Genomic DNA, 13,844 nt, shown 5'->3' with positions numbered 1-13,844 from the left:
ACACACCTATCGCGGCATTCGAGCAAATCCCTTTGCGAGAATGGGCCCGGTGGGCCTGCCGGTTGGCGAACCACCCGCCTGCTCGAGGGTGATTTCGTAGAGCTGATCGCTTCTGGGAGCCGGCAGAGCCGGCCCTTCTAGCTTTGCTGAACGCACACCCTCGATCAATCCGAGAGAAACGGGGCCGACCTCCTTCGAAGGTAAGGTCCACAACTGAATCGTCTTGTCGCGCGGCACTGCAAAATCAGCCAGCATCCGCACGGTTGCCTTCTCGTTTCCAAAATCCTCGACAACAGCCTTAACCTGACCGTTCTCATCAAGGAGCACGGCGATCACGAGCGGATCGATCGGGCGGGTAAGGCTGAAGGCCAGACCCGCGGCCAGGAGGAAACTCGCGGCAATGGCAGAGAGGGCGATGCCACGCCAGCTGTTAGACCTATTGTCGTTTGCTGTCTTGGGCGACGTAGCGTATGCAGCGCCGGTCTGCGGCAACAGGCGGGTTTCAATTTTTTCCCACAGGTCGTCTTTGATCGCGGCAGGTTCAACAGTGGTATCGAGGGGAAGAAAACGCTCGCGGCTTCTGGAGACTGCCGCCCGCAGAGCATCATCATGCACGAGTGCAGCTTCAATAGCCTCGGCCTCGAGAGCGTCCAGCAATCCCAGAACGTAGTCGTCGGCAAGATCGGGAATGTCTTTGCGATCAAATTTCATGCCATGCACTCCCGCAGAGCGATAAGCCCTCGCCTGATCCAGGATTTTGTTGTTCCCAGGGGAATGCGAAGCCTGCCGGCGATTTCCCCATGGGAGTATCCCGCGACATAGGCCATCAGGATTCCCTGGCGTTTCGTCTCGTCGAGACTTCCGAGACACTCATAGAGCCGCGAATTCCTGTCGAGTTTCTGCCAGACTGCAACCACCTCCGTTGCTTCTTCACCATCGCGAAGCATCTCGACATCCTCAACGATGAGCTCGCGTCTCGTATCACGGACAAGATTGAGTGCCCGGTTGCGAACGATCGCGTAAATCCATCCTCGTGCCGATCCCTGGTCGGCACGGTATTGATGAGCATGTGTCCAGATCCGAACAAAGCTCTCCTGAACGACCTCCTCGGCCAGTTCGCGCCGCTTGACAATGCGTTGGGCGACCGCGACCAGACGTCCGGCCTCGCGATCGAAAATCAAGCGCAAGGCGCTTTTATCGCCTTTCGCGCAGGCTGCAAGCGCCCTGTCGAGATCGTTCGGCACAGGGCCCGTCTGCATTTGAATCCTTTCCACTCGTGATCGAAAGCACCGTCAACTGTGCATAATACCCATCAGACAGGTTAATGGATGCACTTTAAAAATAATTTTTCCTGTCTGCATCCAAATGCGTTGCCCCCCGTGTCCTAAAGACGGAAGCGTTCAAACGACGCCTTCCGAATGGCTCAATTCACGGGAGAAACACATGCGCACTATCCGCCTCACTCTTCTCGCCTCAATGGCCCTGACGGCATCGGCAGGCATTGCCGTTTCAGCGCCGGTCCTTGGCCTCATGGGAGACAAGACCCTCGTCATGTTCGATACGGAGAAGCCCGCAGTTACAAAGTCGATGGATGTGACTGGTGTAGACAGGCTTGTCGGCATCGACTTTCGTCCGGGCAACAAGACCGTCGTCGGTGTGACGCCGGATCATAACATTGTCACCATCGATCTCGAAACCGGCGCTGCAACCGAGGTCGCCAAGATGGACAAGATGCTTACCCTTGCCGATGCGCCGGTTGTCGTTGATTTCAATCCTGCCGCTGACCGTCTGCGTTTCATGACGGGCACGACAAATCACCGCGTGCATCCCGATACCGGGGCCGTCACGGTGGATGGCGCACTCGCTTTCGAGGATGGCGACATGCATAAGGGCGAAACGCCAAACATTGTCGCTGCGGCCTACACCAACTCGACCGGCAAGCCCGAGAAAACGGCAATGTACAATATCGATGCCACCATCGGTGCCCTGATCCAACAGACAAAACCCAATGACGGAACATTGAAGGCGATCGGCAAGCTCGGCCTGAAGGAAATGCCGGCAAACTATGCCTTTGATATCCAGGGAGAAGAAGGCGGCAAGAACACTGCCTATCTCGCCGCGGGCAAGATGCTTTACACCGTCGATCTGGAAACAGGCGCTGCGACCGAAATTGGTTCCATTACCGGCGCCGAGGGTGAGCTGCGCGACATCACCGTTCTCCCCGCAATGTGAGCCTTTGTCGCGACAATGAAAACGTGAATGAAAGGGCTGCCCCCTGAATGGAGCCAGCCCTTTCCATCTGCACGGCCGAAAGGGTTACATTTCGGGAAGCAGGACCTTGTCTATGACGTGAACGACGCCGTTCGGCTGCTTGATGGCGACGATCTTGGCGTCACCCCGTAAATTTAATAGTTGCAGGAAAACATAGTCCAAGGCGCAAAGAGAACGTCTTGCCATTCGGTTATAATTCTCGTTCTTCCGCAGGAAGCAGAGGCCAGGCGAAACATTCTGGTTACGCCTGGTTTTTGTTCAGCAGCGCTGCCGTATGTCGTAGCCTGGCCAAGTCTTCGTCAATCATTGCAGTTGCTTCAGAACGCTTGAGAGCGCTTGCCGCGTGCAGCATTGCAATCTTCTTGAACTCCGCATCGCCGAATTTCGATAGGGTAAGAAAGGCTTTCTGTAATCGAAGCCCGACTTCGATGATGGACGCCCCGTCTCGGGCGATGGGCAAGAAGAGGTCATCAAACAGGTCTTCAAGTCGAATTGGGGTAACGAAGAGCCGAGGATGCACCACCTTTGTTTTGCTGTCCTGCAAATCCCAGACGGACAGCACGCGTATCGCTCGGGAGATCACATCAATCGCAGTGCCGGGATCGTTGATAGCCGGTGAAAGCGCTCTGGAGGCAATTTCAGACAAAACCGCAGCCCCGAAGCGAGGATCCTGATCGAACGACCTGACATTACCAATAGTAAAAGCCGAGGCGATACGCTCGTAAACATTGTCATGAACCTCACCGTTAACCCAGGCCAGCGGAGTGTTGGGTGCAACCAGCTTGCCCGCTATCGCGACAATGAAAATGTCAAAATCGAACTCCTCGGCGATCTCGGAGAGAAGCGTTGCATCGACGTGTTGAACGTAGCCAACCTCGTTCTGGTGAATGGGCGTATTGGGCTCCCCTAATCTCGGGTCACCCTCAAGCAATCTGTGGCCGCCGAGATTTGGCGTTTCCACCCATGCCGTCAGTGCTTCAATCGTTGTCCGTTCAACCCGCTCCGTGGTTTCGGTCACTCGCCCAAGTCGCGAAAGATGATCAATCCAGCGCAGCAGCGTGACGATAATGAGAACGATCACGCCGATGGTGACCACAAAAAGGATGAGGCGTCCGCGATCCCCGTATGCACCTGTCGTAAGCGCAATTATTCCGACCAGACTGAACAGGAAGGAGCCCACGAAGGTAGCCAGCACATTCTGTGTCGTACTGTCTTCCATGACCAGTTTCGTGGCTCGCGGCGTGACGTTGGTGGTGGCCGCGGAATAGGCGGAAACCATTGTGCTCAATGAGAAAGTCGTTACCGTCAACATGCTGGAGGCAATAATACCGAGAATCTTGTCAACGGCGTCCGCGCCTATTTTTGTTGGCAGTTCTTGCGGGATGTAAGGCGAAAGCGCGACGGCAAGCAGAGCAGTCACGACACCAGCCATGGAAAAAAGCGTTGCCCTGAACCATATCCGTCGAACGATCTGGCCCAGCCACCACCGCCACTTTGACTTCATCACTCGCCAGCTCCCTTCAAAAGCGACCACCCGGACCGTCGCTTGTGCCGGGTGGTCAAAACTCGTGCAATCCGAACATTATGCCGTGTGTTCCGGCGCGCCATGGACAAGCTGAAACTCCGGCGAGTTGACCAGATGCAGGTAGCGTTCAAATTGAATCAAGACATCGCTGATGATCTGATCCTGCGACATGCCCATCAGATCGTAGCCGCTATTGCCGCTGGAGAAAAAGGTTCTCGCTTCGTATCGAAACTCTGCCTCGCCTGCGCGGATGGTGGTGAAGCTTGCAACCCGATGTTTCTGGACCGATACACCATAGATAAAGTCACGGACGTCAGACGCAGGAGATCGAAGGGTGACAACGCCGGCCCCCTCCCGATCTACCTCCGTCGGTCTCCCGCGCGACTGAAGTTCGGCAGCAACCTTGTCCAGCGCGGGTGCGACCTTGTCATCGATGAAGATCGCAACTTCTTTCTCCGTCGTGGTGCTCAGCATCAGAGCGAGCCTTCGTTGCCAGGTCTGACCAGAAGCGGGCTCCGCGGGCCCAACGTTTCGGCTGCTGTGCACCTCACGCTGCGCTAAATCCTGCTGCATTCCAAGATACAGCGACACGACCAAGGCCAGCATTACCACGGTAAAAGGCAATGCGCTGGCGACGGTTGCGGACTGCAACGCGGTGAGACCACCCGCCATCAGCAGGCATGCGGCAACGAGCCCCTCCATCGAACACCAAAAAATCCGCTGGCCCGTTGTCGTTTCCGTTTCACCGCCAGCGGCGATGGAATCCACCACAAGCGCCCCGGAATCAGCCGAAGTGATGAAGAATATGGAGACCAGCAGAACCGCCAGTGTCGAAGTGACGCCAGAAAGAGGCAAATATTCGAAGAAGCGGAAAAGGCCTACGGAAACGTCGTTCGAGATGGCGGCGCCCAGAGCGCCCGCGGCTACACCTGTATCGATGAACATTGCCGTGTTGCCGAAAACCGTCATCCAGAAGAATGTAAAACCGGCCGGGATGAACAGCACGGCAGCAACAAATTCGCGCACGGTTCTTCCGCGAGATATCCGCGCGATGAACATTCCCACGAACGGCGACCAGGAAATCCACCAGGCCCAATAAAATAGCGTCCACGAATCGATCCAGGGCGTGGGCTCGTAGGCGTAAATGTTGAAGGTTCGCAGGACGATCGTATCGAGATAGAGGCCGAGATTCTGCACGAAGTCCCGGAAGAGCTGTGTCGTCGGTCCGGCGATCAGCACGAAAAGCATGAGCAGTACGGCGACAACCAGATTGGTCTCCGATAATATTCTCACGCCTTTATCCAGGCCTGTCACAACCGAGATGGTGGCCATACCGGTCACCACGACAATCAGGACAAGCTGTACGCTGGTGCTGATCGGCAAGCCGACAAGGTGGTTGAGGCCGGCATTGATCTGCGCGACGCCGACCCCTAGCGATGTCGCAATGCCGAACATGGTGCCGACAATCGCAAAAATGTCGACCGCGTGTCCGATCGGGCCGTTGATCCTGTTCTTCAACAATGGATACAAGCCTGAGCGAACTGTCAGCGGAAGGTTGTAGCGGTAACCGAAATAGGCGAGCGACAAGCCAACGACGGCGTAAATCGCCCAGGCGTGTATGCCCCAGTGAAAGAAAGTCACAGTCATCGCTTCGCGCATTGCCGCCACGCTTTTCGGTTCGGCGGTCGGCGGCGCCATATAGTGGGTCATCGGTTCGCCAACGGCATAGAACATGAGACCGATGCCCATCCCGGCGGCAAACAACATCGCAATCCACGACAGGAAACGGAAATCGGGAACTGAATCGTCCGGTCCCAGTTTGAGCTGGCCAAACCTGCCGAAACACAATAGCAGCATCGCCGCCAGAAATACGCCGACAGAAAGCAGGTAGAACCAGCCGAAAGCGCCGAGAATGGAACCTTGAATGATACCAAAAAGTGCTTCCGCCTGGCCGGGGAGCACGATACCGATGGCGACGAACAAGGTGATGACAATCACCGACCCGTAGAACACCGGCGGATTGATGATGAACGATTTCATAGCTGCAATGGCCTTCCCTTATGCGTATGAGCAGATGGATTTTAAATATGCTCTTTGATTTTACCCCAAGTTTCGGCAAAAGATCATCACAGACTGGACATCTTCCGCTGTTGGAGAATGCGGAAACGACGATTTGGCTCCATCTTCTTCGTCAATAGCGTTGCCGCCTTGCCGCATGACGCGCCTTTTGCTTGGCATTGACCCGGTCTTCACTCGCGCCTATCCGTTAGAAATGATATTCACGACAAAAACCAGAAGGTCCGTCTCGTCTCGTCTCGAGATCTTGCAGATGAAGTTGCGTCGTATCGAGCGCGGGCGCGACACATGGGCACTTCGTTGGCAAGCTGTGCTTGCTGTTATCGATGTCAGCATCATCTCGTTCTTCATTTTCGGGCCATTTTTGCGCAGCGGGCCTTCCTATCTGATCATTGATTACATGATCGCGGTGTGGATACTTGCCGAACTGTTCGCACGCGCATTCGCAACTGGCTCTTTAGGCGCGCTCCTCAAGAGGCCGATGACTTGGATTGATCTTGTTATTCTTGCCACGTTGTTGTTTCCAAACGCGCTTTTCAATTTTGCTTTCCTGAGGGCGATGCGTCTCTGGGCCGTGGGCGAAAGCCCGCTCTTCGCCGTCATCCTGAAACGGCTCGGTTGCCATCACTACAAGGACGTTGCGCGCGCATCACTTAACTTCCTCGTCTTCCTGTTCATGGTGACAGGATTTGTCTACACGACCTTCTTCTATCACCAGAGCGGTTTAGTCGGCTTCATCGACGCCCTTTACTTTACGGTCGCGACGATGACGACGACAGGTTTCGGCGACATTACGCTTCCTGGACCTCTCGGAAAACTGACCTCCGTGGTTACGATGATCGTCGGTATTTCTCTCTTCGTCAGGTTGGCGCAGTCGATCGTGCGCCCCCGCAAGGTACTCTTTCCTTGCGGAAAATGCGGACTGCAAAGGCACGAGGTTGACGCGGTCCATTGCAAGGCCTGCGGACACCTGCTCAACATTCCAAACAATAATGACTAATACGCGTCCTTACTGACTCGGCGTCTGTGGCAATCACTACAGGTCGCTCTCCAGTCGAGGCGCGCGGCTTCATGATGGACTTGCTTCGGAAAAGTGGAGAGGTTTTCTTGAGTTGAAAGGAAACCGTTATGACGAAGAAAGTGGCCTTTACGAAAGAATACGAGCGTGAGGCTGTTCGCGTGGCCGAAACGAACGGGCGTACGCAGCGCGAGATAGCTGATGATCTTGGAATCGGGCTGTCGACACTGACGCGATGGCTTAGCCGAAGCGGGGATGTGGCTATGGATGATCCCGGACGTCGTGAAGTCGATGAGGCCCCGCTTCATTGATCAGGCGAGAAAAGAGGTCCCCGCACATCGCCACCGCTTCTGAATGGCCATATCGACTGGACGATGATCAGTCAGGCCCGTGGGATCGAAGCCCAGCTGACGGCAGAACTGAAAAAGCAGCTCCGGCCAGGCTTGGATGCAATCATCCGCTGGCTCGGCGCACCACCAACAGCCGAAGAACGACGACCGCCAAAGTCGACAGTTAGCTCGGGCAAAATGGCGCCCGCCAGGAAGGCAGCTTCTGCATCCTCAACCAGGAAGCCGCAATGCGCGGCAACCGACGGTGCCTTTACCCGGTCAGCGTCGACACAGCGCGGGCCTGCACCAAAAGCAATAAGGCCCTTTCCCGGAAGCACTATTTGAAGCGACAAATGATCCGGCGAGCTTTCAGGACGCATTGATATACCATATGCGTCGTTTCGGTGACACATATTGGCAGCTCCACCGCGCTGTTGTTCATCTGGATGAGACATTCGATAGCAAGACGCTGCTATCCTGGATGCAGGGGGAGCGCGTGCCCCGCTCCGTTGCCAGCTTTAATATCCTGCGCCGCTATCGGTTGCAGGAAGGATATTTCAAGGACAAGCTACCGCACCAGGCGCGCTCGCTTTATGGTCATGATCTCGGCGATATCAGCCCGGCTGAGCGATGGCGCTTGTAGCTGACTGGCGAGGTGTTCATGCATGTGCGTCTATCGCAACCGCTCCTCACAAGGCGTTACCGTGACATCGCCCCATCGAGGGCCGTTAAGAAGCGTAGCGTGTCGTCGTCCAGCCCTGGGCGGTGCTGCGCCGCAGCGCCTGATCTAGCGATGTCGCGGACGTTAGCCCGGCCACCGAAATAGCAGTTCTCCGTCTTGAACGGAGACAAACGCGGGGCACCGCAGTTTTCTCGCGCGCCTACGACAATCTAAAAATTCGTCGCAATCGACGCAGTCGCCGACAGATCAAAAACTCGGTAATCAAGAACAAGCGGATGAGATCCAACGCCTACAATTCGGAGCAGACACCGAAGGCTGATAAATGTGAACATGCACGGGGCTCAACCCCGTGCATGTAGTGAGCCAGTTGACGCCTTCAACTGCCAAGCATGCCCGACAGCTTGCAGATGAGAAGTCCGCTTGCAGCCAGGATGGACAGAAAACCGCAGACGCCGAGCACGTTCTGAAAAGGCTTGTTGCGCAGCGTGCCCATCTCCCGACGATTGGAGATGATCATCAGCAGGCCCGCCAGGAACGGTGCCACCAATACCGTCATTGCCTGGGCGAAGATAATCAACTGGACACGTGACCCGGGTGCAAGCACGACCACCAGAGCGCCGAAGGCGAGTACGCATCCGACCAGAATTTTCGTCCGCAGGGCATCGAACGAACCGCCCCAACCAACGCCATCGGAGAGTAGCGTCCCGCCCGCGGTTGAATTGGCGAGCATGGACGAGAAGGCGGCGGCGAAGAAGCCAAGGACAAAGAGCGTGCTGCCGACGGACCCCGCCAACGGTTGAAACACATTGGCAAGCTGCATCAGTGTCTGCACACGCTCCCCCGTATGGCCGAGCACAGCGGCCGCGACCATGATCACGAGGCAGGTCATTATGCCGGGCGCAATAATGCCCGGGAGCGTGTCAGTGACCGTCGAGTCCCGGTACTGGTCGGCGCGCGTCCCCTTGGCACGCGTAGCGTAGCTGGTGAAAAACGCCGCATTGATGGAGAAGTTTGTTCCTACAAGGGCGATAATCAGGAGTTGGGCGCCTGGGGGGAAGCTTGGAATGACACCGGTCGCGCTGGCGACCCAATCGGGTCGTGCGAGGATGGCACTGCAGACAAAGCCAATTGCCATCATCGCGACGAGAGCAAGCAGGATGCGCTCCACAACGCTGTATACGTTGCGCATCAGCAGGATGAACCCGACGGCAAAGCTGCAAACGAGCGTCCACAGGATCGATGAGCCCCCAAAAAGCATGGAGAGCGCAAGACCTGAACCCGCGGCATTTCCGACGGAAAAGCAAAGAGTAATGAAAAAGACACTGATACCGGCCAGCACACCGACGGGCTTGCCCAACGTGTCCTTGATCGTTTGAATTATAGAGCCGCGGGCGATGATACCGATACGCACGCTCATGTCGGTGAAGGCGATCATCAAGATCGTCGACAAGACGATTACCCAGATCAGTGAATAGCCATAGGCGCTGCCAGCCTCCACGGCCGAAGTCAGATTGCCGGGACCAAACTGCCAGGCGCCAGCAACGAAAGCCGGACCTATAAGGGCCAGGCGTTTGCTCCAGGTCAAGGCAGACGGTTTCGAATTCTCGACAGCTGCGGCGCGCATGGCCGGCAGCACGGAATCATTTTGCTCACGCACAGGCGTGTCCTCCTCCTCGAGCCACATACACACTTCGTCCTCCCGAAACGTGCGGTGGCGTGACATCCAACTTGATACAGCTCCTTCACGCTGTGCGTCGATCCTGCATCAAATACGGGCGAACTGGCCCCGCGTCGCCAGGAGCACGGGGCCGCGTGCTTATTCGGCGGCGATCAAGTCCTTGGCTCGACCGATTCCGGCAGCTTCAAACGCGGCGAAGATCTCAGCTTCCGCTTTTTCGCCCAGGTTCTTCAGCGGCTCGCGGATCGTTGCATGGTCGAGCACGCCGCGATGCACGAGGCCGAGCTTGAGTGCAACGGTGCCTTCCATATGCGAACCGCGGTGGTAGACGGCACGAGTGATTGGCAACAGACGCTCGAAGATTTCGCGAGCACGGGAATAATCCTGTGCCTTGCCGGCTGCAATCAGGTCGATGAGAAGCTCTGGAGCGATGTTGCCATATCCAACAAGCAGACCGTCGACATCGAACATAGTGGGAAGTAGCCACTCGTCATGGCAGCTGAGGATCTGAAGGTTCGAATTTGCCTTCTTGAGCTCAGGAATCTCGACGTACCACCGTTTCATATTGCGCACGCCGTTTTTGGTCGCGACAACGCCATCCTGCGTAGCGATCGCAAGCTGAGTATCCAGGTCGTAGCTTGCCTTGGTCGCATCCGGATACTGGAACAGGATGCACTGAAGCCCGGATTCCTGCCAGATCGCCTTATAGCGGTCCTGCGGCGCGCCTTTCTGGAAGCCGAAGCGCAGCCAACCGTGATTGGGATAGACCAGCGCGCCGGTTGCCCCAGCAGCCTTGCACTTCTTTGCCTCTTCGGCTGCAACCTTCGTGCCTTCGCCAGTAATGCCGGCGATAATCGGAACCGCGCCATCGACGGCTTCGACGTAGGTTCTGACGAGCTTCAGGCGCTCTTCCTCGGTCAGGAAAGTGCCCTCCCCAGCGTGACCAAGAATGACTAGGCTCTTCACGCCATCCATGCTGACCAACCACTTGGCCAGGCGAGCATTGGCCGCGTAGTCGACTTCACCGTCGCGGGTGAAAACGGTTACCGGAGCGGGGCTCAGACCTCTCAAATCCATTGCTTGCATCGAACATCTCCTCCTGTTGTGCTCGCTGCCACTACTAAAGCAGCGTTGGGATCGTTATCGGGAACGTTCCCACTATCGTTTCCGAATATGTTGGAGTCAATCCCCATTTTGGTGCATGATCACGGTGCAGAATATTGATTGGTGCCAGTAATGAGCGACTTTGAGACAAAGACGGACGAGACGAGCCGACAGACGCGGGTGACAATAATCGATGTCGCATTGGCCGCGGGGGTATCGAAGTCCACAGTATCGCGCATACTCGACGAACGGCTGCCGCGCTCGGACAACGACACAGCGCGCCGGGTGCGAAAAATTGCAGAAGACATGGGCTACGTACGCGATGTGTCCGCCGCAAGTTTGCGGCGTGGGAGCACGCAGACAATCGGGGTCATCGTGCCGCGACTGACGGATACCGTCATGGCCATGCTTTACGAAGCGCTGACCAAAGCATGCAGCCGAAATGGCCGTTTTGCTATCGTAGCGACGACAGACGACCAGCCCGGTGCAGATCGTCTCGCCGCCGAATCGCTTTTGAAGCGGGGCGTAGACGGCCTGATCCTTTCGACGGCGCGGGAGGGCGACGATTTTGCAGATACGTTGGTGGAGAGGGGCATTCCTTTTGTACTGGCCTTGCGTACCGATGGCAGAAATCTCTCGGCCATAGGTGACGATCGGCTAGGGGGCTATCTGGCGACACGACATTTGCTCGATCTTGGGCATCGTAAGATCGGAGTGATTGCCGGCCCGTCCTATGCTTCCAGTGCCCGCCGGCGCCTCGAAGGTTATCGCCAGGCCTTTGACGAGGCTGGCCTCGCCGTGCACCCGGATTGGATCGTACCCTCAACCTTCGGAATAGATGCAGGAGCGCACGCAGGCGAAACGTTGATGCGGCTGAAAGACAGGCCATCGGCGATTTTTGCCGTCAACGACAATACGGCAATTGGCGCCCTATCAAGCTTATCACGCCTGGGTCTTTCAGTTCCAGATGATGTGTCAATAGTCGGCTATAACGACATTCCAATCGTCAGTCATCTGCCGACCCCACTGACAACGGTGCGTGTACCTTTCGAACAAATCGCCTCTAATGCACTCGACTTGCTGACACACGGTGCCGCATCTGCAGATGACCGCATTCGCTTGTCAGCTCCGACCCTCATCCCACGTAAATCAACCTCCCTCGTCGGACTTCGACTCTGATCAACACACGTGTGTTCCGTGAGTGTTAACGGCGGCGGAGCGATTACGAGGTAAGCGGTCTTGATTGGAATCGAACCCGCGACCATCACATCTGTAAGTGGAGCCCTTGATTTCAATGATAAAAAACTTAACTTGCAAACAGGTGTATGTTCCCAATATGTTCCAGGCTGGACGGCGGGGACGTTGTTAGACGCCTGGAATTCGATGACGGATCGCCGGCGCTATTTCACTGAGCCGCGCTGATTAGGAAAATATTGTAGCTTTCATCGCGCGATCGCATCCGAGGCCGACAGGGACACAAGACCACAGCTGATGAAATGCGTGCTGAGGTTGACAAGGACCGGTCCCGCAAATCCCGAGGAGCAAATGTTGCTATTCCACTCGGGGCGCCTCGAGCATCGTCTGGGCCTTGCTGATCCGGAAGCCATCCTACGCAGCGGCGGTTGCGTAATACCTATCCACATTCGAGGCATATCTTCTCGAAGTGGTTTGCATGAGGACTGAGTATTGATGGCGCACCGGTCGAACCGGGGATTGGGACAACCCTTCCGAGCCAAGCGCTTCGTGCGCATAGAGGTGATTGGGATCCAATCTGCGGACTTCATCAAGGCCCGCGGCCACATGTGCGCCGCAGGTCGAGGCCTGACACATGGCTGCACCCGACCGCATCGAAACTTACTTTTTCCACTTGCAAAAACGGGGCCGTCCACACATGGCTCGGGAAATCTGCACCGCTAGGATAAGTGGAATTTCTGCCTGACTTCGGCTTAGATGCCAGGAACAGGAGATACCACGACGAGACGACCGCGCCGGAACCATAGCCTGGCTCTCAAGGCAAAGGTGGCGCTCGCTACGATCCGCGGCGAGCAGACTCTGGTGGAATTATCGCAGCAGTTTGACGTGCATGCCAACCAGATCAAACAGTGGAAAGACCAGCTCCTTGAGGGGGCGACAGGCGTTTTCGGCGATGAAGCCAAAGCGGAACCGGCGGGTCCAACCGTCGACGTCAAAACGCTGCACGCCATGTGACAAACTGCGTTTGCACGGAGATCGGCGAACTGACACTGGAGAACGATTTTTATCCGGTGCGCTCGGCAAGGCAGGATTGCTGGGCGCAAAGAAATGATCGACCGCGGGCACAAATTGTCGGTCGCACGCCAGACAAAGCTTCTCGCGCCGGATTACTCGAGCGCAGGTCGAATGGCCATAGACGCTTATTTCGAGTCGCTTGGCTTGTGACCTACACTGTTCCAAGGCTAGTTCACGTGTCAGTCGCTAAAAATGAAAAATCCCCAGAAGGGGATTTCTCAATGATATCAAAATTCGGATGGTGGGCGTGACAGGGATTGAACCTGTGACCCCTACGATGTCAACGTAGTGCTCTCCCGCTGAGCTACACGCCCTCCGTGGCGGCGGATAGACCACAAAACCGGTTCATGCGTCAACTGCTTTTTTTCGGTTTTGTGAAGGTTTTTTGAGAGGCCTTACGCCACAAGGAGTTTGTTCACTTCATCCACGAGATCGCGCAGATGGAACGGCTTGGAAAGCACCTTGGCATCCTTCGGAGCCTTCGAATCGGCATTCAGCGCGACGGCTGCGAAGCCGGTGATGAACATCACCTTCAGGTCCGGGTCGAGTTCGGTGGCGCGCCGCGCCAGCTCGATGCCGTCCATTTCGGGCATGACGATATCAGTCAGCAGAAGCGAGAAAGGCTCTTCGCGAAGCCGGTCGTAGGCGCTGGCGCCATTGTCGAAGGAAGAAACCTTGTAACCGGCTTTTTCCAGCGCCTTGACGAGAAAGCGGCGCATATCATTGTCGTCTTCAGCGAGAAGAATTTTCTGATTCATCATAAGTGACCGTAACTACTCAATGTTTGGGATACCCTAGCCCGATTATAGGATTTTCACGGTAAATATCCTGTGAACACGTGAATCGGTATAGCGCTGCTTGGGCGATAGTATGGACTTGCCGCACCGTAACTG

At 56.2% G+C, this 13,844-nt stretch carries 11 protein-coding genes, 1 tRNA gene and 3 pseudogenes; 6 read left to right on the top strand and 9 right to left on the bottom strand.

The features are described 5' to 3' along the window. Positions 1-6: 6 nt before the first annotated feature. Together PL597_RS09450 and PL597_RS09445 are read right to left on the bottom strand one after the other, a co-directional pair. The gene (locus PL597_RS09450; RefSeq protein WP_077983602.1) at positions 7-711 is read right to left on the bottom strand and encodes an anti-sigma factor; all 705 of its coding nucleotides are present in this window, start codon (positions 709-711) and stop codon (positions 7-9) included. Beyond that, positions 708-1,259, bottom strand: a complete 552-nt coding sequence (locus PL597_RS09445) for a sigma-70 family RNA polymerase sigma factor (RefSeq protein WP_077983603.1) — start codon at positions 1,257-1,259, stop codon at positions 708-710. The genes PL597_RS09450 and PL597_RS09445 overlap by 4 nt, the downstream gene beginning before the upstream one ends. 184 nt (positions 1,260-1,443) lie before the next feature. On the opposite strand from PL597_RS09445, the gene PL597_RS09440 reads away from it, so the two are divergent. Beyond that, positions 1,444-2,232, top strand: coding sequence for a DUF4394 domain-containing protein (locus tag PL597_RS09440; protein ID WP_077983604.1), 789 nt, complete (start codon positions 1,444-1,446; stop codon positions 2,230-2,232). A gap of 84 nt (positions 2,233-2,316) precedes the next feature. Here PL597_RS09440 and PL597_RS09435 read toward each other — a convergent pair whose 3' ends face one another. The 3 genes from PL597_RS09435 to PL597_RS09425 all read right to left on the bottom strand — a co-directional run bounded on the left by PL597_RS09435 (position 2,317) and on the right by PL597_RS09425 (position 5,836). Next, positions 2,317-2,457, bottom strand: a complete 141-nt coding sequence (locus PL597_RS09435; protein ID WP_161596373.1) for a hypothetical protein — start codon at positions 2,455-2,457, stop codon at positions 2,317-2,319. A gap of 55 nt (positions 2,458-2,512) precedes the next feature. Further along, a complete protein-coding gene (locus tag PL597_RS09430; RefSeq protein WP_142913574.1) occupies positions 2,513-3,775 on the bottom strand; it encodes a DUF2254 domain-containing protein in 1,263 nt (420 codons plus the stop codon). Positions 3,776-3,853: 78 nt separating this feature from the next. After that, complete coding sequence (locus PL597_RS09425; RefSeq protein ID WP_137411297.1) at positions 3,854-5,836, bottom strand: BCCT family transporter; 1,983 nt, start codon at positions 5,834-5,836, stop codon at positions 3,854-3,856. Positions 5,837-6,125: 289 nt separating this feature from the next. Here PL597_RS09425 and PL597_RS09420 point away from each other — a divergent pair, with 289 nt between their 5' ends. From PL597_RS09420 to PL597_RS09410, 3 genes and pseudogenes are all read left to right on the top strand, one after another. Further along, complete coding sequence (locus PL597_RS09420) at positions 6,126-6,872, top strand: potassium channel family protein (RefSeq protein ID WP_244634994.1); 747 nt, start codon at positions 6,126-6,128, stop codon at positions 6,870-6,872. 128 nt (positions 6,873-7,000) lie between these two features. After that, positions 7,001-7,129, top strand: a pseudogene (locus PL597_RS09415) (IS3-like element IS1953 family transposase); the annotation flags it as partial. 93 nt (positions 7,130-7,222) lie between these two features. Continuing rightward, positions 7,223-7,859, top strand: a pseudogene (locus tag PL597_RS09410) (hypothetical protein); the annotation flags it as partial. A gap of 418 nt (positions 7,860-8,277) precedes the next feature. Here the strand turns inward: PL597_RS09410 and PL597_RS09405 are convergent. Both PL597_RS09405 and PL597_RS09400 read right to left on the bottom strand, forming a co-directional pair. Beyond that, positions 8,278-9,585: an Nramp family divalent metal transporter gene (locus tag PL597_RS09405; RefSeq protein ID WP_271365014.1), complete on the bottom strand. Its 1,308-nt coding sequence runs from the start codon at positions 9,583-9,585 to the stop codon at positions 8,278-8,280. A gap of 132 nt (positions 9,586-9,717) precedes the next feature. After that, a complete protein-coding gene (locus PL597_RS09400) occupies positions 9,718-10,665 on the bottom strand; it encodes a dihydrodipicolinate synthase family protein (protein ID WP_173991273.1) in 948 nt (315 codons plus the stop codon). Positions 10,666-10,815: 150 nt separating this feature from the next. Here PL597_RS09400 and PL597_RS09395 point away from each other — a divergent pair, with 150 nt between their 5' ends. Then, positions 10,816-11,862 carry a LacI family DNA-binding transcriptional regulator gene (locus tag PL597_RS09395; protein WP_137411296.1) on the top strand — a complete coding sequence of 349 codons (1,047 nt, stop codon included), beginning with the start codon at positions 10,816-10,818 and terminating at the stop codon, positions 11,860-11,862. Between the two features lie 771 nt (positions 11,863-12,633). Continuing rightward, positions 12,634-13,035 (top strand): annotated as a pseudogene (locus PL597_RS09390) (transposase); the annotation flags it as partial. 155 nt (positions 13,036-13,190) lie between these two features. Here PL597_RS09390 and PL597_RS09385 read toward each other — a convergent pair. After that, positions 13,191-13,265, bottom strand: a tRNA-Val gene (locus tag PL597_RS09385). Positions 13,266-13,346: 81 nt separating this feature from the next. After that, positions 13,347-13,709 (bottom strand): cell cycle two-component system response regulator CpdR, encoded by a 363-nt coding sequence (cpdR, locus tag PL597_RS09380; RefSeq protein WP_003497910.1) that lies wholly within the window; start codon positions 13,707-13,709, stop codon positions 13,347-13,349. Between the last annotated feature and the right edge of the window lie 135 nt (positions 13,710-13,844).

The sequence above is a fragment of the Agrobacterium sp. ST15.13.013 genome (genome assembly GCF_027956525.1).
Classification (GTDB): domain Bacteria; phylum Pseudomonadota; class Alphaproteobacteria; order Rhizobiales; family Rhizobiaceae; genus Agrobacterium; species Agrobacterium salinitolerans.
Note: the sequence above shows the minus strand (reverse complement) of the source record. Positions and strands in the feature narration are given on the sequence as shown.